20 protein-coding genes and 1 riboswitch are annotated in these 21,267 nt (G+C 63.8%); of the genes, 15 read left to right on the top strand and 5 right to left on the bottom strand.

All coding sequences use genetic code 11. The features are described 5' to 3' along the window. Positions 1-27 precede the first annotated feature (27 nt). Entirely contained in the window at positions 28-1,914 is a 1,887-nt protein-coding gene (gene metG / locus NZ849_RS11575; protein WP_295407644.1) for a methionine--tRNA ligase, read from the top strand. 38 nt (positions 1,915-1,952) lie between these two features. Here the strand turns inward: metG and aroH are convergent, their stop codons facing one another. Continuing rightward, positions 1,953-2,321, bottom strand: a complete 369-nt coding sequence (aroH, locus tag NZ849_RS11570; protein ID WP_295407641.1) for a chorismate mutase — start codon at positions 2,319-2,321, stop codon at positions 1,953-1,955. Between the two features lie 93 nt (positions 2,322-2,414). Between aroH and rpmE the strand changes: the two genes are divergently transcribed. Then, positions 2,415-2,636, top strand: coding sequence for a 50S ribosomal protein L31 (gene rpmE, locus NZ849_RS11565; protein WP_295407636.1), 222 nt, complete (start codon positions 2,415-2,417; stop codon positions 2,634-2,636). Positions 2,637-2,723: 87 nt separating this feature from the next. Here the strand turns inward: rpmE and NZ849_RS11560 are convergent, their stop codons facing one another. The 3 genes from NZ849_RS11560 to NZ849_RS11550 are packed head-to-tail and all read right to left on the bottom strand — an operon-like array spanning position 2,724 to position 5,018. Continuing rightward, entirely contained in the window at positions 2,724-4,406 is a 1,683-nt protein-coding gene (locus tag NZ849_RS11560) for a b(o/a)3-type cytochrome-c oxidase subunit 1 (protein ID WP_295407633.1), read from the bottom strand. A 12-nt stretch (positions 4,407-4,418) separates the two neighbouring features. After that, positions 4,419-4,901, bottom strand: a complete 483-nt coding sequence (locus NZ849_RS11555; RefSeq protein WP_295407630.1) for a cytochrome C oxidase subunit II — start codon at positions 4,899-4,901, stop codon at positions 4,419-4,421. A gap of 3 nt (positions 4,902-4,904) precedes the next feature. Then, positions 4,905-5,018, bottom strand: coding sequence for a cytochrome c oxidase subunit 2A (locus NZ849_RS11550; protein ID WP_295407627.1), 114 nt, complete (start codon positions 5,016-5,018; stop codon positions 4,905-4,907). A gap of 112 nt (positions 5,019-5,130) precedes the next feature. On the opposite strand from NZ849_RS11550, the gene tkt reads away from it, so the two are divergent. From tkt to guaA, 5 genes are read left to right on the top strand one after another with little or no spacing between them, the layout of a single operon-like run. Then, on the top strand, positions 5,131-7,092 hold the full coding sequence (gene tkt / locus NZ849_RS11545) for a transketolase (protein ID WP_295407624.1): 1,962 nt from the start codon (positions 5,131-5,133) through the stop codon (positions 7,090-7,092). Then, entirely contained in the window at positions 7,093-7,284 is a 192-nt protein-coding gene (locus tag NZ849_RS11540; RefSeq protein ID WP_295407621.1) for a hypothetical protein, read from the top strand. Between the two features lie 55 nt (positions 7,285-7,339). Continuing rightward, positions 7,340-7,933 (top strand): hypothetical protein, encoded by a 594-nt coding sequence (locus NZ849_RS11535; RefSeq protein ID WP_295407618.1) that lies wholly within the window; start codon positions 7,340-7,342, stop codon positions 7,931-7,933. Positions 7,934-7,966: 33 nt separating this feature from the next. Further along, entirely contained in the window at positions 7,967-9,055 is a 1,089-nt protein-coding gene (locus NZ849_RS11530; RefSeq protein ID WP_295407616.1) for a hypothetical protein, read from the top strand. Positions 9,056-9,097: 42 nt separating this feature from the next. After that, positions 9,098-10,624 carry a glutamine-hydrolyzing GMP synthase gene (gene guaA / locus NZ849_RS11525; protein ID WP_295407613.1) on the top strand — a complete coding sequence of 509 codons (1,527 nt, stop codon included), beginning with the start codon at positions 9,098-9,100 and terminating at the stop codon, positions 10,622-10,624. Between the two features lie 6 nt (positions 10,625-10,630). Here the strand turns inward: guaA and NZ849_RS11520 are convergent, their stop codons facing one another. Beyond that, a complete protein-coding gene (locus NZ849_RS11520) occupies positions 10,631-11,080 on the bottom strand; it encodes a carbon monoxide dehydrogenase subunit G (protein ID WP_295407610.1) in 450 nt (149 codons plus the stop codon). A 91-nt stretch (positions 11,081-11,171) separates the two neighbouring features. Here NZ849_RS11520 and NZ849_RS11515 point away from each other — a divergent pair, with 91 nt between their 5' ends. The 8 genes from NZ849_RS11515 (at position 11,172) to NZ849_RS11480 (ending at position 21,266) form a co-directional block, all read left to right on the top strand. Then, positions 11,172-12,062, top strand: coding sequence for an NTP transferase domain-containing protein (locus NZ849_RS11515; RefSeq protein WP_295407606.1), 891 nt, complete (start codon positions 11,172-11,174; stop codon positions 12,060-12,062). A 66-nt stretch (positions 12,063-12,128) separates the two neighbouring features. Next, positions 12,129-12,303: riboswitch (SAM riboswitch) on the top strand. Between the two features lie 101 nt (positions 12,304-12,404). After that, positions 12,405-13,697: a PLP-dependent transferase gene (locus NZ849_RS11510; RefSeq protein ID WP_363319603.1), complete on the top strand. Its 1,293-nt coding sequence runs from the start codon at positions 12,405-12,407 to the stop codon at positions 13,695-13,697. A gap of 28 nt (positions 13,698-13,725) precedes the next feature. Beyond that, on the top strand, positions 13,726-14,862 hold the full coding sequence (gene metX / locus NZ849_RS11505) for a homoserine O-acetyltransferase (protein WP_295407603.1): 1,137 nt from the start codon (positions 13,726-13,728) through the stop codon (positions 14,860-14,862). 63 nt (positions 14,863-14,925) lie between these two features. Then, entirely contained in the window at positions 14,926-16,290 is a 1,365-nt protein-coding gene (gene rimO, locus NZ849_RS11500; RefSeq protein ID WP_295407599.1) for a 30S ribosomal protein S12 methylthiotransferase RimO, read from the top strand. A gap of 116 nt (positions 16,291-16,406) precedes the next feature. After that, a complete protein-coding gene (gene trkA / locus NZ849_RS11495) occupies positions 16,407-17,744 on the top strand; it encodes a Trk system potassium transporter TrkA (protein ID WP_295407596.1) in 1,338 nt (445 codons plus the stop codon). Next, positions 17,719-19,203 (top strand): TrkH family potassium uptake protein, encoded by a 1,485-nt coding sequence (locus tag NZ849_RS11490; RefSeq protein ID WP_295407594.1) that lies wholly within the window; start codon positions 17,719-17,721, stop codon positions 19,201-19,203. Before trkA ends, NZ849_RS11490 begins: the two co-directional genes overlap by 26 nt. Before the next feature lie 153 nt (positions 19,204-19,356). Continuing rightward, on the top strand, positions 19,357-20,766 hold the full coding sequence (locus NZ849_RS11485) for a TrkH family potassium uptake protein (RefSeq protein ID WP_295407787.1): 1,410 nt from the start codon (positions 19,357-19,359) through the stop codon (positions 20,764-20,766). Positions 20,767-20,798: 32 nt separating this feature from the next. Next, positions 20,799-21,266 (top strand): S-ribosylhomocysteine lyase, encoded by a 468-nt coding sequence (locus tag NZ849_RS11480; RefSeq protein ID WP_295407784.1) that lies wholly within the window; start codon positions 20,799-20,801, stop codon positions 21,264-21,266. The last annotated feature ends 1 nt before the right edge of the window (position 21,267 follow it).

Raw genomic sequence — 21,267 nt, 5'->3', positions numbered from 1 at the left:
CGCCCCGGCTTTTTTGAGGAACCTCCCATGAGCAAGGTTTTCTACGAAACCGCTGCCATTGACTACGCCAATGCGGCCCCCCACATCGGCCACGTCTACGAGAAGATCATCTGCGACTTCCTAGCTCGCTTTCACCGCCTAGACGGCTACGAGACCAATTTCGTTACCGGCACCGACGAGCACGGGGAAAAGATAGCTCGAGCCGCCAAGAACGCGGGTCAGGAGCCCCAGGCTTTCGTAGACTACGTTTCTGAGCAGCTCTTCCAACCAGCCTACAGGCGGCTCCTTATCAGCTACGACGACTACATCCGCACCACCTCGGAGCGTCATAAGCGCTTTGTGCAGGAAATTTTGCGCCGGGTCTACGAGGCGGGGGACATCTACTACGCTGAGTACGAAGGGCTTTACTCGGTGGGGGCGGAGCGCTTTGTCACCGAGAAGGAGCTGGTGAACGGCGTTCTTCCCGGCGACTCTGAGCCCCCTGTCCTGCGCAAGGAGGCCAACTACTTTTTCCGCATGGAGAAGTACCGACCCTGGCTGGTGGAGTACCTCCATGAGCACCCCGACCTCATCCAGCCCCCGGCCTACCGCAACGAGGTGCTGGAAATCCTAAAGGAGCCCATTGGTGACCTGTCCATCTCGAGGCCCCGTGAACGGGTCCCCTGGGGTATCCCCATCCCCTGGGACGAGAGCCACGTGACCTATGTTTGGTTTGACGCGCTTTTGGCCTACGTTTCCTCCCTGGTAAGCCGAGGGCTCTTTGAGAAGTTTTGGCCGCACGCCTGGCACGTGATTGGCAAGGACATCCTCAAGCCCCACGCCATCTTTTGGCCTACCATGCTCAAAAGCGCAGGGTTGCCGGTCTACAAGCGCTTGGTGGTCCACGGTCATATCCTGGCTATGGACGGTCGCAAGATGGGGAAGAGCCTAGGCAACGCGGTGGACCCGTTGGCGCTGGCCGATAAGTTTGGGGTGGATGCGGTGCACTACGCCCTGCTGCGGGACACCACCCTGGGTGCGGACAGCCCTTTTGGCGAGGAAGTGGTGGCCCAGCGGCTCAACGCCGATTTGGCCAACGACCTGGGCAACCTGCTCTCCCGGGTCCGTACGATGCTGCTCAAGTACTGCGGGGGGGTTGTGCCGGAACCTTCCCCACCCGACGCTGAGGCGGCCAGGGCCGGGGTGTCCCTAGCTGGCAAGGTGCGCCGTGAGGTGGAGGCCTTGCGGATTCATCTGGCCCTGGAAGAGGTGCTGCAGTACGTGCGCAGCCTCAACAAGCTCATCAACGAGACCCGGCCCTGGGAGCTGGCCCGCGACCCCTCCCGCCGCAAGGAGCTGGAGGACGTTTTGTACACCGTGGTGGAAGGTCTGCGAATTGCCAGCGTGCTTCTAGAGCCAGCCCTGCCTACCAAGGCCAAGGAGCTTCGGGCCGCGCTGGGGCTGGGGGACTACACCATTGCCGAGACCGAGACCTGGGGGCTAACCCCTGCAGGAACGGTTATTCCCCAGGAAGCGCCGATTCTCTTCCCCAAGCTCGAGGCCGGGGGCGAGCCAAAGCAGAGGGAAGCCAAGGGGGCGAACGGGAGCGAACTGGTTGGTCTAGAAGACTTTGCCCGGCTGGACCTGCGGGTGGCTGAGGTGGTGGCAGCGGAAAAGCACCCCAGGGCCGATAGGTTGCTGGTACTCACCCTGAACGTGGGCGATCACACCCGGCAGGTGGTCTCTGGAATCGCCCAGTTCTACACGCCCCAAAGCCTCCTGGGTAAAAAGCTGGTGTTGGTGGCCAACCTCAAGCCTGCGGTGCTGCGGGGGGTGGAGTCGCAGGGGATGATCCTGGCTGGGGAGGGGCCGGACGGGAGGGTGGTCGTCGTCACGCCGGAGGGAGACCTCCCTCCCGGGGCCAAGGTGCGCTGAGGGTTTCTGCCCTTTGGGCTGAGCTTTTTAGGGGGTGTCTACTGGGCGCTTTCCAGATCGGGGCGCAGCCGCACCGCTTCCCTCAGGTAGACGTGCTTGACCTGCTTTTGAGGGATGTCGGTGTTCCAGAGTATCATCACCCGGATTACCCTGGGCAGCGACCCGGGTACGGGAATTTCGCGGGAGTTGATGAGGGGAACCATCTGCATTCCGAGCTGACGGGCCGCCTCTGCGGGAAAGGCCGCTTTTAGGTCGTCGGTGAGGGTGAAGATCATCGCTCCGATGCTTTCGTAGTCGGTGATGTGGTTGGCCTCGAGCATCTTCTGCAAAAGCTCGCGGGTGGCGCTTAGTATTGCCTCCCGGGTGTCTTCCTCAACCGTGATGGCGCCGCGAACCCCTCTCACCATAGGCTGGGATTTTAATTTGTCTTGCCCTCCTCGCCTAGACCTGCTATAGTGCAGGGGTTGACCGCACGGCCGGGTCCGTGCTGAGGAGCGCCCATGAAGGAAAAGATTCACCCCAAGCTGGTTCCCTGCAGGATCATCTGCAACGGCGAGGTGATCATGCAGACCTACAGCGTCAAGCCCGAGATACACGTGGAAGTCTGGAGCGGGAACCACCCCTTCTGGACGGGCCAGCAGCGTTTTGTGGATACCGAGGGCCGGGTGGAGAAGTTCCAGAAGAAATTCGCTGGAACCTACGGGAAAAAAGCCAAAAAGTAGCCCTGCGCACAGCTGCGTTCCGGGGCCAGAGCCCCGGACGCACTTTTGGGGGCCCCGGCCAGCGGCCGGGGCTAGAACAGGGGAGGGCTACCAGAGCCGTACCCCAGGGACGGGGAGCATGTTGGTAAACATCTGGTAGAGCACCGGGCCATAGGCCAGCACCACCAGCAACACCGCCAGGCCAAACCAGAACCCTACCCGCTCGGTGAGGCGGGCCAGGCTGCTGCCCTCAGGCTTGGAAATGGCCTCGCTGAAGGGCACCTCGCCCAACACCTTTTCGGGCTCACGGCGATTTTGCAATGCGGTAGCGAAGATTACGTAGAAGAAGAGGACTGCGGCGACCAGGAGAATCACCCCAGACACGATGTTGAGCGCCATCCAGGCTGAGCTTTCCTTGAAGGCCTCCATAGCCACAGGGCTGCCTGCGATGTGGGCTCGCCGGGGTATGGCGTAAAGGAAGCCCATCCAGTGCAGGGCGAAGGTCATGAGGAACATACCCAGGAACCAGAGCCACTGGGAGGCTACCGCCAGGCCGCGGGCCACCAAGGGCTTGCCGGTGAGGTGGGGGATGAGCCAGAAGGCCGTGCCCATGGCCGCCATGGTGACCAGGGTACCCACCTGCAGGTGGAAGTGGCCGGGAATCCAGACCGTATTGTGGACGTTTTGGTTCAGGTTGAAGCTAGCGTTGACGATTCCCCCTGCCCCACCTGGGATGAAGGCCAGGAAGCCCAACAGAAAGGCCAGCACGGTGGGGTTGTGCCATGGCAACGAGGTGATCCAACCCAAGAGGCCTTTGCCCCCGTTGGTTCGTCCGGCCACCTCGAGGGAGGCTGCGATGGTGAAAGCGGTGATTAGGCTGGGTACCGCTACCATCATGGTCAGCACGGTATGGATGAACTTCCAGTAGGGGGCGATGCCGGGGTCGGCAAATTGGTGGTGGAAGCCCACCGGAACCGAGAAGAGCAGGAAGAGGACGAAGACCAACCGGGCCAGAGGGTCTGAGACCAGCTTGCCCCCGGCTAGCCTGGGGAGGGTTACGTAGGCCAGGGTATAGGCTGGGAGGAGCCAGAAGTAGACGATGGGGTGCCCGGTGTACCAGAAGAGGGTGCGCATCAGGAGAGGGTCAACCCCAGGTAGAATGCCCAGCGACCAGGGAATGAGGAAGAGCATCTCCACCACCAACCCCAGGCTGGCTAGAAACCACATCAGCCAGAAAGTGACGGCCATGAAGGTGGCCAAAGGGGTGATTTTCCCGGGATTGGCCCTGCGCCAGCGGAGCCACAGCTCGAGGGCGACGTATATGCTTATGTAGCTCGAGAGCACGAATATTGCTGCGCCCGTGTAGAAGGCCCAGTTGGCCTTTAGGGGAGCATAGAAGGTATAGAGGACGGAGGCTTCATTCAGAAGGAGGGGTACGGCAGCGGTTAGGAGTCCTGCCAGGGCCATCCAGAAGGAGGCCCAGGCCAGCTTCATGTTGGGGCGCAGGCCCAGCTCCCGGGCAGGTAGGTAAATCATGATGGTCTGGGCAAAGAGCTGGGTGAAGACAATGGCGTTGAGCACGCCGTGCAGGCTTAGCCCCTGGTAGTAGTTTTGAAAGACCGGCTTCAAGAGGGGGTATAGGTCCAAGCCCCCGTAGTTGAAGGCCTGAAGCGGGCCAAAAAAGGTGCCCAGGGCTAGGGCTGAGAAGCCCAGCATCATCATGTACAGGGCGTACTTTTTCTCCGGTGCGTCGGCGTAGGCATCAAAGCGGATAAGGGTTTGGACCGCCATCTTGACTCCTTGCTAGGGTTCCACAATCAGCTTGCTGATCATGTTGGCGTGGCCGATGCCGCAGTACTCGTTGCAGATGATCCGGTATTCCCCGGGTCGGCTAAAGGTGTAGCTCACCTTGGCTATTTCCCCAGGGATCACCTGCACGTTGATGTTGGTGTTTTCTACCTGGAAACCGTGCTGAACATCTGGGGCGGTGATGTAGAAGGTTACCCTCCGCCCCACCTTGAAGCGCATCTCGTTGGGCAGGTAGCCGAATGAGAAAGCCTGGACGTAGGCCACGTACTCGTTGCCGATTTGCTCCACCCTAGGGTTAGCAAACTCCCCTTCGGTGCGGACCTTGGTGGGGTCAATTCGCCCCGCGCCCACCGGGTTGGTGTTGCCCATGGTCATCATCATGTAACCGATCAGGATGATGAAGACCGCAATCATGGCCAGCCCGAAGAAAATCCAGGCCCGCTCATAACGTTCAATAACGTGTTCTTGGTGCTCCATGATCTAGCTCCTTGCCAGGTGCATGAAGAAGTGAAAGAACCAGAAGGCCAGGATGAACACGGCCACCACCGTGACCACCAAAACCGCCCCAATGGGTCGCTGCTCTTTTTCCTCCATAGGCCTCCTCCCTAAAGGGAGTCTAAGAGTCTTGTGAGAGTACATGTGTCCTAGGGAAAAATGTCCCGGCCGCTTTCCTAGGGCCCAGCTCTAGGCGGTATGATTGCGGGGTATGACCCAGATGACCTCCATTGCTCAGCTTTCCATCAATGCCATTCGGATGCTGGCCCTGGACGCGGTGGAGCAGGCCCGCTCAGGGCACCCGGGGATGCCCATGGGCATGGCCCCGGCGGCCTACATCCTGTGGACCGAGTTTCTAAGGCACAATCCCCTCGATCCCACCTGGCCTGCCCGGGACCGGTTTGTCCTCTCGGCAGGCCACGGTTCAATGCTTTTGTACGCTCTCCTGCACCTTTCAGGCTACGATCTCTCCATGGAAGAACTCAAGCGCTTCCGCCAGTGGGGTTCCAAGACCCCTGGCCACCCTGAGTACGGGCACACCCCTGGGGTGGAGGTGACCACCGGGCCGCTGGGCCAAGGAATTGCCACGTCGGTGGGCATGGCTATTGCAGAGCGCAAGCTGGTGGCTGAGTTTGGTGAGGTTGCCGCACACTACACTTACGTGATTGCCTCTGATGGGGACCTGATGGAGGGGGTAAGCGCGGAGGCCAGCTCGCTGGCGGGGCACCTGGGCCTGGGCCGACTCATCGTGCTGTACGACGACAACGAGGTCTCCATTGACGGCAGCACGGAGCTGGCCTTTACCGAGGATGTCTTGAAGCGCTACGAGGCCTATGGCTGGCATGTGGTCCCCGGGGTGGATGGGGAGGACCTGCTGGCCATCCGCAAGGCCCTGCAGGAAGCCCAGGCCGACCCTCGGCCCAGCCTGATCGCGGTGCGCTCCATCATCGGTTATGGGTCCCCCCTGGCCGGACAGCCCAAGGCCCATTCCGACGCCATGGGTCCAGAGAAGGTGGCGGCTACCCGGGTAAACCTGGGCTGGCCTTACCCGCCCTTTGAGATTCCCGAAGAGGTTTACGCCGATTTCCGGCGGGTGCGGGAGCGCGGCCAAGAAGCCCAGGCGGCCTGGCAGGCCCAGTTTGAGGCTTTTGCTCGAGCCCATCCTGAAAAGGCGGCGGAGTTTCGGCGCAGGATGTCCCAGGAGCTTCCAGCGGGCTTGGAAGACCATCTTCCGCGCTTCGCCCCTGGCGAGAAGATGGCCACCCGAGCGGCTTCAGGGAAGGTGCTGGAGCGGTTGGTTGCGCTTTTGCCTGAGCTGGTGGGCGGTTCAGCTGACCTGACCCCCTCCAACAACACCCGCACCCCCGATATGCAGGACTTTACCCGCGAGAATCCTGCAGGCCGCTACATCCGCTACGGAGTGCGGGAACACGCCATGGGGGCGGTTATGAACGGCATAGCCCTCAGCAAGGCCCTGAGGCCTTATGGGGGCACCTTCTTGGTCTTTTCTGACTACATGCGCCCGGCCATCCGCCTCGCAGCCCTGATGGGGACCCCAACGATCTTCGTCTTTACCCACGACTCCATCGCAGTGGGGGAGGATGGGCCCACCCATCAGCCGGTGGAGCAGCTTATGAGCCTGCGGGCCATCCCCAACCTTTGGGTGGTCCGCCCGGCCGATGCGGGGGAGACCGCCATAGCCTGGAAGATGGCCTTGGAGCGCACGGCTGGTCCCACCGCCCTCATCCTCACCCGCCAGCCGGTGCCGGTTCTGGAGGGGGTCAGGCCGGAGGGGGTGCTCCGGGGAGGCTATGTGATTTCCGATGCAGAGGGGGCCCGGGCAGTTGTTTTGGCCACCGGTTCGGAGGTTGCGCTGGCCCTTGAGGCCCAACGCCTCCTCCTTGAGGAGGGAATTCCTGTGCGGGTGGTCTCGCTCCCTTGCTGGGAGGCCTTTGAGGAGCAGCCCCAGGCCTACCGCGAGGCCGTTTTACCCAGGGGCCTGCCGGTGTTGGCCTTGGAGGCTGGGGTTACCCTGGGCTGGGAGCGGTACGCGGCGCGGGTCGTGGGCCTGGACCGCTTCGGCGCAAGCGCCCCGTTTGCCGACGTGTACGCCAGGTTGGGCTTTACCAAAGAGCGGGTGGCCGCCGAGGTTAGGGCTATGCTGGGGGTTTAGATGTTCCAGGCTATCTTTGCCCATCTGCCCGCTTTGCTCTTCGCGCTGGCCCTGGGGGCCGGGTTGCTGGGCCTGTTGGTCTGGGCCATGGCCCTTCAGGGAGCGGCCAGCCGCCGCACAGCCCAGGTGCTTTGGGGGCTGGCGCTGCTTCTGGCCTTGTCAGGCTTTTTCTCCGGGCTGCTGAGGCCGTAGCCGAATTTGGGCCTTTAGCACACCTTTTCTTGGGTCTGGCCCCCAGGCTTAAGGTGTGCTGGAGTTGCGCTTTGAAAAGCCGCCCTTTCTGGAGCTTCTACGGCAAGGGCGGGTTTCAGAGCGGGCTTTTGTCCGTTGGTTGTCCCAAGAACGCCACCTTCTGGAAGCCCTGCTGACCCTCGAGGCCCGCCTGCTCTCCAAGGCCCCCCAGCCCCACCGCCTGATCTGGGTAAACGGGCTTTGGTTTGCGGTCGAGGAGCTGGACTGGCTGGCTGTGGTGGCACCACCTGAGGAGCCGCCACACCCTTTGCGGACTGGCTATTTGCGGTATCTGCGGGCCTTGGCCGAGGAGCCTTATGGCCTTGGGGTGGCGGCCTGTTGGGCGCGCCAGCGGGTTTTTTTGGACGCTTGGGGGTGGCTTGGCGAGCAGGGTTTGGAGGGAGGCCCCAGCCTGGTCCACCAGGCCCTCCTTCGCTGGTCAGCCCCTGAGCTGGAAGCCTTGGCCCGCGACCTGAGGAGCCTGGTGGTTGAGCTGCCTGGTGGGGTTTCCCTGGAGCAGGCGGGGGCGGTGATTGAGCAGGTGCGGGTGTATGAGCAGCTGGGTTGGGCTATGGCCCTGGGCTTTGCCCGGGAGGCGCTTTTGAGTTAAGGCGCCTAATTCAGTTGGCCTATACTGCCCCATATGGAGAGCCTGGGGCATTACCTGCTGCGGGGCCGCCTGAGGCTGTTGGAGGATGGGGTGGAGGTTTACGAGGGCCAGGACGCCCGCACAGGCTTGGAGGTGGTGGTCTTCCGGCCCCTCGAGGGAACGCCGCCCCAGCTCGCCCTGCCTTGTGCCCTACCCTGGATTGACTGCCTAGAAGGGGCCTGGGTGGCAGAGGTGCCCGTGGGCGCGGTGCGGGCTACCTGGTTGGCTGGACAGGTGGAGCCCGGCCGGCTTGCCCAATGGGTCAGGCAGCTTTCGGAGGCCTTGGAAAAGGCCCGGGAAGCGGGAGTTCCGGTGGGTTATGTGGTCCCAGAGCTGATCTGGACCCGGGGAAGACGGGTCTGGTTGGGAGGCCTGGGGGTGGGCCGCCCTGAGCAGCGATGGGACTATGAAGGCTTCTTGCAGACCGTTCGCGCCTTGGCGGGAGAGCTTTACCCAGCCCTGCCTTGGCGGGAAGCGCTGGAAGCCTATGCCACCGGGCAGCTCGAGGCCGCGACCTTCTACGCCCAGCTCGAGGCCCCACCCGCCGAACCGTCCCCCCTCTCGGTGGTTCCCTTGGAGGGGGCTCCTCCCTCGGAGCCTCCCCCTGAGGCCAGGGCCAAAGGGCACCTGAGGGTCCAGGTCAACGAGCCCCCTCCACCGCCTCCAGCCCAGGCCACCCCTCCCCGCCGCATCCGCATTGAGGAGCGTACGGAGCCCCCTTTCGAGGTTGTAGTCCCCCCCGAGCGCAGGCGCCTCCGCTGGCTGTGGCTGCTTCCTTTGGTCTTGCTGCTGGGGGGAATGGGCCTCTGGTGGCGCGGTCGCGCCCCTACCCCCGCCGGGCCGGCCCTCTACCCGGTGGAGTTCCGGCTCGAGCCGCCTGGGCCTAAGGCCAGCGTGGCGGTGCTGGAAGCCCCTGAGGGCTCCCAGATGCCGGTGGGGGTGGAGCTTGCGGAGGTGCCTGGGGTGGTGGTCTTTGACCGGCCGGGGGTTTACCGGATTCGCATCCGTGTGCCGGGCCGGGTTCCGGTGGAATCGTTGATAGAGGTGCCCAGCCCTGGCGGAATAAGCATCCAACTGCGGTGAGGCGCGCTTGGCTGGAGCTGCCTGGGGCTTTATGCTTCGGGCATGAGCGTGGTTATTCTCGATTTCGGTTCGCAGTACACAAGGCTCATCGCCCGCCGTGTCCGTGAGTTGCGGGCCTACTCGGTGATTTTGCCGGGTACTGCAAGCCTGGAGCGGATTCGGGCCGAAAGACCGGAGGCCCTCATCCTATCCGGTGGCCCAGCCTCGGTTTTTGACCCTGCCAGCCCCAAACCCGCCCCGGGGGTGCTAGAACAGGGCTGGCCGGTGCTGGGTATCTGCTACGGGATGCAGTACCTGGCCCAGCACTTTGGCGGTCGGGTGGAGCGTGGTGGGCGGCGGGAGTACGGCAAGGCCCTGCTCACCTTCTGCCAGGGCCCGCTTTTCGCGGGCATAGAGGGCGAGGTGCAGGTCTGGATGTCCCACTCCGACGCGGTTACGCTGCTCCCCGAAGGCTGGCAGGTGGTGGCCCGTACTGAGGAGAACCCCATTGCGGCCATTGCCGCCCCTGACGGCCGCACCTTTGGGGTGCAGTTTCACCCGGAGGTGGCTCACAGCCCCAAGGGAATGCAGGTGTTGGAGAACTTTTTGGAGCTGGCCGGGGTGAGGCGCGACTGGACCCCTGAGCACACCCTGGAAGCCCTGACCGCCGAGATTCGCAACAAGGTGGGTCAGGAGCGGGTTTTGCTGGCGGTCTCGGGGGGGGTGGACTCCTCTACCCTGGCCCTGCTCCTCCACCGGGCCATTGGGGATCAGCTTACCGCAGTGTTCGTGGACCACGGCCTGCTCCGGCTGGGGGAGCGGCAGGAGGTAGAGCAGGCCTTGCGCCCTTTGGGCCCGGCCCTGAGGGTAGTGGAGGCTTCGGAACAGTTTCTTGGGGCCCTTGAAGGGGTCGTTGATCCTGAGGAAAAGCGCAGGGTGGTGGGCCGGGAGTTCATCCGGGTCTTTGAGCGGGAGGCCCGAACCCTGTCGGCCCAAGGCTGCCGCTGGCTGGCCCAGGGTACCCTTTACCCCGACGTCATTGAGTCGGCGGGGGGGGGTGTGGGCAGCGCCAACATCAAAAGCCACCACAATGTGGGGGGGTTGCCGCCCGACCTGCAGTTTGAGCTTTTGGAACCCTTCCGCCATCTCTTCAAGGACGAGGTTCGAGAACTCGCCCTTCTCCTGGGCCTGCCTGAGCCCATCCGCCGTCGGCACCCTTTTCCTGGCCCGGGCCTGGCCATCCGCATTCTGGGCGAGGTAACCCCAGAAAGGCTGGAGGTTCTGCGGCGGGCCGACGACATTTTCATCTCCGCCCTGCGCGACTGGAACCTCTACGACCAGGTCTCCCAGGCTGCGGCCATCCTCACCCCTCTGCAGAGCGTGGGGGTGGTAGGGGACGAGCGGAGCTACGGGTATGTGCTAGCCCTGCGGGCGGTGACCACGGTGGACTTCATGACCGCTGATTGGGCCAGGCTGCCCCTGGAGTTTCTGGACGAGGTGGCCCGAAAGATTACCCGCCAGGTGCCCGAGGTGGGCCGGGTGGTCTACGACATCACCAGCAAACCCCCGGCCACCATTGAGTGGGAGTAGGCTGGCTCAAGCCTCGCTCATCCGCTGGCTCAGGTTGGCAAACACGGTTTGGATGAGCTTCTTGGCCTGGGCATCCAGCACCCGCCCGCCCAGGGAGGCCGCAGGGCCGCTTACGGTGGCCTGGCCCTGCCAGTCCAGCAGGGTGGTCTGGTCACCCTGGTCGGTGATGGAGGCGCTGGCGGTTAGGTCCACTGCGCTGCCCAATCCCCCGCCCCGCAGACGCACCATCACCTTGTTCTCCTCAGGCCGCGGGTCGAGCTCAATGTTGAACCTGAAGGTGCCCCGGACTGGGCCTACCGCCACCCCTACCGTGGCCACCATGTTCTTTTCGTCCTTGATCTCCACCGACGTTAGGTCGGGCAGGCACGAGGCTACCTTCTGGGGGTCTTGGATGAAGCGCCACACCTTATCCGCTTCGGCCTGTACCCTTTCCTGTCCGCTGTACTCGAGCTTCATGGCCGTAGTCTAACAGGTTGCTGTTTGCGGGGTTTCCGCCCGGAGGGACACCGGGGGGCCTGTTGCTCAGGTCGGATTGTAGCATGGGTTCGTGGCGCTGGACGCTTTGGTCCTCTCCGCAGGGCGGGCCTCGAGGTTCGGGGTCCCGAAGTTCCTGCTGCCTGCCGGGCCGGGGCAGGTGCTCCTGACACGGGCGCTGGACCAGGCCCTGGGGGTGGCCGATGGGCGGGTGGTGGTGGTGGTGGGCCACGCGGCGGAGCTGGCCCGGTACGCGCTGGGGGTGTGGCTGGCGGACCACCCTGCAGCAGGTCGGGTCCAGGTGGTGGAAAACCCGGCCTACGCCGCCGGGCAGAGCAGCTCGCTGAAGTGTGGGGTGGGGGCCTTGGGGGCTTCGGAGGGGGCTTTGGTCTTCTTGGCCGACATGCCTGCTTTGGAGGAGGGGCGGCTTTTGGAACTCAAGCGGGCCGTGGAGGACCGGCCGCCTTCGTGCCTGGCGGTGGCCCCCTGCGAGGACGGGGAGCCCCGTCCCCCGGTTTTTGTTGGGGCTGGGCTGTTCCCCGAGGTGGCCCGCCTAGAGGGCGACCAGGGGGCTAGGGCGCTCCTCCGGGTCCGGCGGGAGCGGGTGGTTTTCCTGGAGTGGGGTAGAGGGCCCTGGTTTGCTGATGTGGACACCTGGGAGCAGTACGTGAGGGTGGCCCAGGCTCTGGGCTGGGCCCGTGAGCCAGCTGAGCCATTCGCAACCCAGCGGGTAGGCTTGGCGGAGGCCGCCGGCCGGATTGAGGCCGCCCTCAGGGCGGGGGCAGCGCCCCTTGCGCCGGGCGTCCTGTTGGTGCCCGGGAAGACCGTCCGTTGGCTCGAGCTTGAAGAGCCCTACCGGGGGGTCCACAGCCTCCTCGAGGGGCCGGCCCCCACGCCCGAGGCCTATCTTGGCCTCTTGCGCCGGGCAGTGCTCTGGCTTTTGCGGCGGGAAGCGGGGTGTTGACAGAGGGGAGCTTCCCACCTAGACTCTCACTTATCCGCGCCGGGGCGCGGCCAAAAAGCGACCGTTCTTTTATCCAGAGCGGCGGAGGGAACCGGCCCAGCGAAGCCGCAGCAACCCACAGGAGGCAGCTGAACATTGCCAGTAGCTTCCTGCAGGGTGCTAATTCCGGCTCGACCGCCGAGTCCTGTAGGCACACGGGGCTCAACGCTAGGCATAGCGGGCGGCTCGAGGGAGATAAGAGAAGGGGAACCTCGCAAGCGCATCCCCCTTCCAGTAAAAGAACGTCTGGTTGGGGGTTTTCTCCTACCCCCAAGCGTCCAAGCCCCCGCGGTAGGAGGTCGTATGTCCGAAAAACTGCGCTTCGAGACACTTCAGCTTCACGCCGGCTACAGCCCCGACCCCACCACCGGTGCGCGCCAGGTGCCCATCTACGCCACCACCTCCTATCAGTTCAAGGATGCCGACCACGCGGCCCGGCTTTTTGCCTTGGCCGAGCCGGGCAACATCTACACCCGCATCATGAACCCCACCACGGACGTGCTGGAAAAGCGTATTGCGGCGTTGGAGGGAGGGGCGGCGGCTCTGGCCACCAGCTCAGGCCACGCCGCGCAGTTTTTGGCGATCACCACCATTGCCCAAGCCGGGGACAACTTCGTATCTACCCCCAACCTCTACGGCGGCAGCGTGAACCAGTTCAAGGTCACCCTGCCCCGCCTGGGCATTGAGAGCCGCTTTACCGACAGCGCAGAGAGCGTGGACGACTTTATCCGCCTCAGCGACGAAAAGACCCGGTTTTGGTACCTGGAGTCCCTGGGCAACCCTGCTTTGAACATCCCCGAATTTGAGACCATTGCGGCGGCCGCCCAAGAGCGGGGAATTGCGCTTATCGTGGACAACACCTTTGGCCACGGGGGGTACCTCTTTCGGCCGATCGAGTGGGGGGCCAACGTGGTGACCCACTCCGGCACCAAGTGGATTGGTGGGCATGGGGCGGCCATCGCAGGGCTCATCGTGGATGGGGGCAACTTCAACTGGGACAACGGACGCTATCCCCTCATTTCCGAGCCCCAGCCGGGCTACCACGGCCTGCGGCTCCCTGAGGCGGTGGGCTCCCTGGCCTTCATTGTGAAGGCCCGGATAGACGGCCTGCGGGACCAGGGGCAGTGCTTGGGGCCTTTTGAGGCCTTCTTGCTGCTTTTGGGAGTGGAGACCCTCTCCCTCCGCTCGGAGCGCCACGTGGCGAACACCCTGGCCCTGGCCCACTGGCTGCGCGAGCAACCCCAGGTGGCCTGGGTTAACTACCCCGGCCTGGACGACCATCCGAGCTACGCCAAGGCCCAGAAGTACTTCAGGGGCCGGCCCGGCTCGGTGCTCACCTTTGGGCTCAAGGGAGGGTATGAGGCGGCCAAGCGGTTTATCAACCGCCTGCGGCTCGTCTCCCACCTGGCCAACGTGGGCGACACCCGCACGCTGGCCATCCACCCGGCCTCCACCACCCACTCCCAGCTCTCCCCCGAGGAGCAGCTTCGGGCCGGGGTAAGCCCTGAGCTGGTGCGCCTCAGCGTGGGGCTGGAGGCCCTGGAGGACCTTCAGGACGACCTCAAGCAGGCCATGCAGGATAGGGTTGTGGTCTGAGCGGGTGCCTGGGCGGAAGGAGGGGGATATGACCGACCTCATCCAGGAGGCCTGGGGCGACCACGAAGCCCTGCTCATCAAGCCGCCCAAGAGCCGAGGCCGGGTGCCACCGCCGGTGCCCGCAGAGGCTCGGGTGGCTACCGAGTTTCGCCTCGAGCACGGGGATGTCCTGCCCGAGGTGGTGCTGCGCTACGAGACCTACGGCCGCTTGAACTCCTCGCGCAGCAATGCGGTGCTGGTTTTCCATGCCTGGACGGGTTCGGCTCACCTGGCGGGTACCTACACGCCAGAGACGCTCAGAAGCCTTCCCGAGCTTGACCAGGCCTTTGGGCCGGAGGGTTGGTGGGATGAGTTGGCGGGGCCGGGGCGGATGCTGGATACGGACAGGTACTTCGTCCTCTGCGCCAACCACATCGGCAGTTGCTACGGTTCTACTGGTCCCCTTTCCCACAACCCAAGGACCGGGCGCCCCTACGGGCCGGATTTTCCCAAGCTCACCGTGCGCGACCTGGCCAAGGCCCAGGCCCGGTTGCTGGACTTTTTGGGGATTGAACGGGTAAGCCTGCTTGGGGGCAGCCTGGGGGGGATGGTGGCCCTGGAGTTCGCCCTGATGTTCCCTGAGCGGGTCAACAAGCTGGTGGTGTTGGCGGCCCCTGCAGTGCACGGCCCGTGGGCTCGAGCCTTCAACCGCCTCTCCCGCGAGGCGGTGCGGGCCGACCCCGCCTATCGGAACGGCTACTATACCGAGCAGCCCTTTGGGCTACAGCTTGGACGGGCTATCGCTATGCTCTCCTTCCGCTCACCCGCGTCCTTTCGCCTGCGTTGGCAGGCCCACCCCGAGCGAGGGGAGAGCTACGTGCTCTACCAGGGCGAGAAGTTTGCTCGGCGCTTTGACGCCAACGCCTACCTGGTGCTTTCAGAGGCCATGGACACCCACGATGTGGGCCGGGGCCGGGGTGGGGTAGAGGCCGCCCTGCGTCGGCTTCGGGGAATTCCAAGCCTCTTCGTGGGGATTGACACCGACCTGCTCTACACCGCCGCCGAGGTGCGGGAGGCGGCGCTTCTGGCTGGGGGTCAGTACCGGGAGATTAGAAGCCCACACGGGCATGACGCCTTCCTGATAGAAACCGATCAGGTGGAGGCCATTCTAGGAGACTTCCTGTAGCCGAACCGGGAAAGCCTGCTATACTCGGCGGTGTTGTTGCGCCTTTGGCGCGCGGGAGAGGCAATGGCAGGCAAGGTCGGTTTTGTCAGTCTGGGCTGCCCCAAAGCCCTGGTGGACTCGGAGCAGATCATCTCCCGCCTTAGGGCCGAGGGGTATGAGACCGTACCCACCTACCAGGAAGCCGATGTGGTGGTGGTCAACACCTGCGGTTTCATTACCCCAGCTGTGGAGGAGTCGCTCTCGGCCATCGGAGAGGCCCTGGCGGAAAACGGCAGGGTGATTGTGACGGGGTGCTTGGGCGCTCGGCCCGAGGTGATTCGGAGAGCCCATCCCCAGGTGCTGGAGGTTACCGGTCCTGGGGAGATTGATAGGGTTATCGCGGCGGTGCACCAGGTGGTTCCACCCGACCCTAACCCCTACACTGCCCTCATTCCCCCTCAGGTTAAGCTCACCCCGCGGCACTACGCCTACCTGAAGATTGCCGAGGGTTGCAACCACCGGTGCAGTTTCTGCATTATTCCAAAGCTGCGGGGGTTGCAGAGAAGCCGCGAAGCCGCCGACATCCTGGCCGAGGCGGCCCGTCTGGTGGCTACCGGGACCAAGGAGCTCCTGGTTATCGCCCAGGACACCTCGGCCTATGGGGTGGACCTTCACCACCGCGCCTCGGAGTACGCCGGACGGCAGGTGCGGGCCCACCTGGTTGACCTGGTGCGGGAACTCTCCCAGTTTGGGGCCTGGTTGCGCCTTCACTACGTTTACCCCTACCCCCACGTGCGCGAGCTGGTGGCCTTGATGGCTGAGGGTCGGCTGTTGCCCTACCTGGACGTGCCCCTGCAGCACGCATCGCCTAGAATCCTCAAGGCCATGCGCCGTCCGGGGGGGATTGAGGGGCATCTCAAGACCATAGCCGAGTGGCGTGCCATGGTGCCCGACCTGGCCATTCGCTCGAGCTTCATTGTGGGCTTCCCGGGAGAAACCGAGGAGGACTTCTCGCTCCTGCTGGACTTTTTGGGGGAAGCCCGGCTTGACCGGGTTGGCTGCTTCACCTACTCCGAGGTGGAGGGAGCGGAGGCCAACGCTCTGCCGGGGGCGGTGCCTGAGGAGGTCAAAGAGGAGCGCAAGGCTCGCCTCATGGCCCTGCAACAGCGGATTAGCCTGGAGAAAAACCAGGCCCGGGTGGGGCAGACCCTCGAGGTCATCGTGGACGACTACGGCGAGTTGCCGGGCCAGGTGGTGGGCCGCACCCGCTACGATGCTCCGGGGATTGACAACCAGGTGTACGTGGAGACCGATGGAACGGTCAAGATAGGGGACATCATCCAGGTCAGGGTGAGCCAGGCCGGGGCCTACGACCTCTTCGGCCAGATGGTGGGTCGGGTTTCCTGGAAGCCTGCCTTCCCGATGGCCGTAGGGGCCGGGAGGGTGTAATCTGTTAGCGGCAAGGGTATGAAGCCTGCACAGCCTGCGTGCGGTTTAGGTCTTTCCCCACAGCTTGCAGACATAACCCCGAAGAGGCTTTTTGCGGTTCTGGGGTGTGATGGCCTATGTACATTGTGATTGCGGGTGGCGGTGAGATTGGCTCCCAGATTGCTAAAGCCCTCCACACCCAACACGACCTGGTGGTGGTGGATACCAACCCCGAGGCCAAGGAGCGGCTTGGGGGGCTTGATGCCCAAGTCATCATCGGCAGCGTGACCGACCCTGAGGTGCTGCGGGAGGCCAAGGTAGACCTGTGCGATACCTTCATCGCCACAACCAACTGGGATGAGGTCAACCTGATTGCCTGCATGCTGGCCAAAGGGCTGGGGGCCAAGGAGGTGCTCTGCTTCGTGGGGAAGCAGTCCTACGTGGACATTCTGACCGACCCCCGCACGGTGGAAATCCTGGGCACCCGCATTGACCAGGTCTTCTGGCCCCAGCGCTCCTTGGCCAGGGAGATAGTGGAGGTCATCCGCATCCCCGGCGCGGTGGATACCGAGGTGCTGGCCGGCGGGAGGCTGCGCTTTGTGGAGTACCAGGTGCGGGAGGGGGGATTTTACGTGGGCAAGCGGCTGGCCCTTCTGGACTGGCCCGAGGGCAGCTTCCTGGCCGGGCTGATGCGGGAGGGCAGGTTCATCGCCGCGACCGACCCGGAGTTCAAAGAGCTCGCGGTGGAGCCCGAGGACCGCATCTTCTTCATGACCACCCCCCAGGGCTTTGACGCCATCCAGGCCTGCTTTGCTCCCCGGGAGCGGGTGCGGCGGGTGATGGTGGTGGGTGGGGGGAATGTGGGCTACATGGTGGCCCAGGAGCTCCTGAAGCACCGGCTCGAGGTCACCATCATCGACCGCAACCCTGAGCGCTGCGCCTGGCTGGCCGAGCACCTGCCTGGGGCCCTGGTGCTGGAGGGAGACGGCACCGACCTGGAGCTTCTGGAGTCTGAAGGGCTGGACCAGATGGACGTGCTGGTGGCCGTGACCGAGAACGACGAGAAGAACCTGCTGGTCTCGCTTTTGGCCAAGCAGGTGGGGGTGCCTAAGGTGATCACCCGGGTCAACCGGGGGGAGAACCGCCGGTTATTCGAGCATGTGGGCATTGACATTCCCCTGACCCCTCGCGCCGCCGCGGTGCGAGAGGTGGTGGACTGGATTGCCCCGGACAACGTGGATCACCTAGCCCTGATTGAAGACCAGGTGGAGCTTCTGGAGTTTGAGCTGCCCCCTGATTTCCGGGAGACCCCTTTCGACAAGCTGCCCTTGCCCAGGGGCGCGGTGGCCGTGGCCCTCGAGCGGGGCACCCGGGTTTACCTGCGCTCCCCGATGCTGGCTGCAGCGGGCGGCGACAAATTGCTGGTTCTCGCCGACCGGCAGGTGGCCCATGAAGTCCTGGCCCAAGTTCGCTAAGGCCAAGGCGGCCAACCCTATCCCGGTGGCCACCTACATCACCGGCACGGTCTACCTGGCGTTGGGGGGGGTTATGGGCCTTTTGGCCCTGGTGGATGCCCTTTTGGGGGAGGACGCTCGAGGGTTTTTTGTGGGGGCTGCGGTGGGCCTTTCGGTGGGCTTTCTCCTGCGGCGGCTGGGCAGCCCTCAGGCCGAACCGCGCCGTGCCGAGGCGCTTCTGACGGTGGCCGGGCTGTGGATTTTGGTGCCTGCCTTGGGGGCGATTCCCTTTTGGATATCGGGGGGACTTGGCTACCTGGACGCCCTTTTTGAGGCCACCTCGGGTTTTAGCACTACGGGAGCCACGGTTTTGGACGACTTCAGCCTCTTCAGCCACGGCCTTTTCTTCTGGCGCAGCCTGAGCCAGTGGTTTGGGGGGATGGGCATCCTGCTCCTCTTCATTGTGGTCCTGCCCCATCTGGCCCTGGCAGGGCGGCAGATGTTTTTTGCCGAGGTAACCGGGGTGCAAAAGCAGCAACTCACCCCCAAGCTGCGCCAGACCGCCACCAATATTCTCCGGGTCTACCTACTTTTGACCCTTTTGACCTTTTTCGCCTATCTGCTCACGGGGGTACCCTTCTTTGAGGCCTTGACCAACACCCTCTCCAGCGTTTCCGCGGGAGGATTTAGCCCTAACCCGAGGAGCTTTGCCGACTATGCGCCCCTTACCCAGTGGGTGGCCGCAGGGGTGATGTTCCTGACCGGCGTGAACCTGCTCCTCCAGTACCGCTTCTTTTTCGGGCGGGAGTTTCGGGCGCCGCTGCGCGACCCAGAGTTTCGCGCGTACGCCCTGATTGTGTTTTTGGTGGGTCTTTTGCTAGCCTCCATCCTCTACCTGCGCCACGACTACGACCTCGAGCCTGCCCTTCGGCACGCTTTCTTTCAGACCGCTTCCATTGTGACGGGCACCGGCTTTGCCTCCGCCGATTTTGCCCAGTGGGTGGTACCGGCCCAGGTGCTGTTGGTGCTGCTGATGTTCGTTGGGGGCAGTGCAGGGAGTGTGGGGGGCAGCATCAAGGTAATCCGCTGGCTCATCGTTGGGGCCCTAGTGCGGCGAGAGCTGCAAAGGGCCCTTCACCCTCAGGCCGTACTGCCCTTGCGGGTGGGCAACAAGAGCCTTGGAGAAGACGTGTTGCGCGCAGTTTCGGCCTTTATCACCCTTTATGTGGCCCTTTTCGCCTTGGGGGCTTTGGTGATTGGGATGCTGGAGGAAGACTTTGTGGTAGCGTTTACTGCCTCAGCAGCGGCGGTGGGCAATGTGGGCCCTGGCCTAGGCGCAGTGGGGCCCATGAGCCACTACGGCGAGCTACACCCCGTTTCCAAGGCGGTGATGATTTTTCAGATGTGGGCCGGTCGCATCGAGCTGATAGCGGTCTTTGCCCTTTTCACACCCGAACTCTGGCGCAGGCTGCGGGCTTAGGGTATGGGGTTTTGGGGTCTTTGGACTGGTTTTTTGCGCAGTCGGCTTGCGGCTTCCTCGAGAGGGGGGACCAGGCTCAACGTGAGGGCCCGGCCTTGGTTGATCGCCCACCTGGGGTTTGCCTACCACTTCTTGGGTGTGGTCTACCTGGCTATGGGCCTGGTCATGCTGGCCCTCGAGCTGCTCGCCCTTGTTTTAGGGGAGTCCCCCTGGGGGTTTTTGTTTGGCGCGGTTGTGGGGCTTTTGTTCGGCCTGGGCTTTCTCCGGATGGGGAACCCCCGGCATGAGCCGGGGCGTGCTGAGGCCCTCTTGTCCATCGCCCTTATCTGGTTGTTGGTGCCGGTCCTGGGGGCCATCCCCTTTCACATTTCGGGGGGCATGCCCTATCTAGACGCTCTTTTCGAGGCCATGTCGGGGTTTACCACCACCGGGGCAACCGCTCTGAGCGACTTCTCCCAGTTTGGCTACAGCCTTTTCTTTTGGCGCAGCCTCATGCAGTGGTTTGGAGGGGTGGGCTTTCTGGTGCTGGTGGCGGCCCTTCTGACCCATCTGGCGGTGGCTGGGCGTCAGCTCTTCATCGCTGAGAGCACCGGGGTGCAGAAGGAGCCCTTTACCCCACGCCTGCGCACCACCGCCCGGAGCATCCTCAAGGTTTATGCTTTGCTTACCTTGGGGGCCGCGCTCTGCTACTGGGCTGCAGGGGTGCCCCCCTTCGAGGCCCTCTGCAATGCCCTCACTACCCTGCCCGCCGCGGGGTTCAGTCCCAATCCCCGTAGCTTTGAGGAGTACAGCCCAATGGCCCAGTGGTTTGGTACCCTCTTCATGTTTTTGGGTGGGGCGGGGTTTGTCTTGCAGTACCGCTTGTTCTTTACCCGTGATCTTCGTCCCCTGCTTAGGGATGTAGAGTTCAGGTTCTACACCCTGATTGTGCTTGCTCTCAGCCTGGTATTGGCGCTTTTTCTCATGACCCACCACGCCAAGGACATGGACTATACCTGGAGCGAAGCCATCCGGCACGCTTTTTTCAACGTCACCTCCATCGTGACCACCACTGGCTACGCCAGCGCTGATTTCGCCCTTTGGGCGCCGGCCGCTCAGGCCATCCTGGTGATGGCGATGTTCGTGGGGGGGTGTGCGGGTTCGGGGGCGGGGGGTATAAAGATAATCCGCTGGCTGGTGGTGGGGGCCTTTGTGCGGCGGGAATTGGTGCGCTCCTTGCACCCCCAGGCCATACTGCCCCTTCGTGTTGGCTCCAGGAACCTGGGCGAGGAGGTGATGCGTTCTGTGGCAGCTTTTATCACCCTTTACCTGGGGCTGGTGGCTGTGGGGGCGGTAGGAATTGCCCTTTTGGAGAACGACTTGGTGCTGGGGTTTACCGCCAGCGCCCAAGCTGTGGGCAACATCGGGCCGGGGTTGGGCGAGGTGGGTCCGATGGGCAGCTATGCTGGGCTGGAACCCCTCTCCAAGCTCATCCTAATTTTCCAGATGTGGGCGGGGCGGATTGAGCTGGTGCCGGTTTTCCTTCTGTTCTCCCCTCAGCTTTGGAGGAAGCTCAGGGGTTGAGCCCAGGCGGTAAACTGGGGTGTATGAGGCCCATTTCGCTACCTGAGTCCTTTCGCCTTGACCACAGGAAGGTTCGGGCGCCCTATGTGCGGCTTGCGGGGGTGAGGGAAACCCCACGGGGCGACCGGATAGAGAAGTACGATCTGCGGTTGGCCCAGCCCAACCTAGAAGCGCTGGATACCGGCAGCCTGCACACCCTCGAGCATCTGTTGGCCACCTACCTGCGGGGGCACCTGGAAGGGGTGGTGGATGTTTCCCCCATGGGCTGCCGCACCGGGTTTTACCTGGTGGTTCTGGGTGAGCCCGGTCCGGCTAGGGTGCTGGAGGCCTTTCGGGCCAGCTTAGAGCAGGTGGCCCTGCATACCGATGTGGTTCCGGGGGCAAGCGAGCTCGAGTGCGGCAACTACCGCGACCACAACCTGGAAGGGGCTAAGGCGTGGGCCCGGCGGGTGCTGGACCAGGGGCTGCGGGTCCAGGAGACCGTCGAGATTTCGGATTGAG

Origin of the sequence: Meiothermus sp., from assembly GCF_025060375.1 — a bacterium.
Taxonomy (GTDB): Bacteria; Deinococcota; Deinococci; order Deinococcales; family Thermaceae; genus Meiothermus.
Note: the sequence above shows the minus strand (reverse complement) of the source record. Positions and strands in the feature narration are given on the sequence as shown.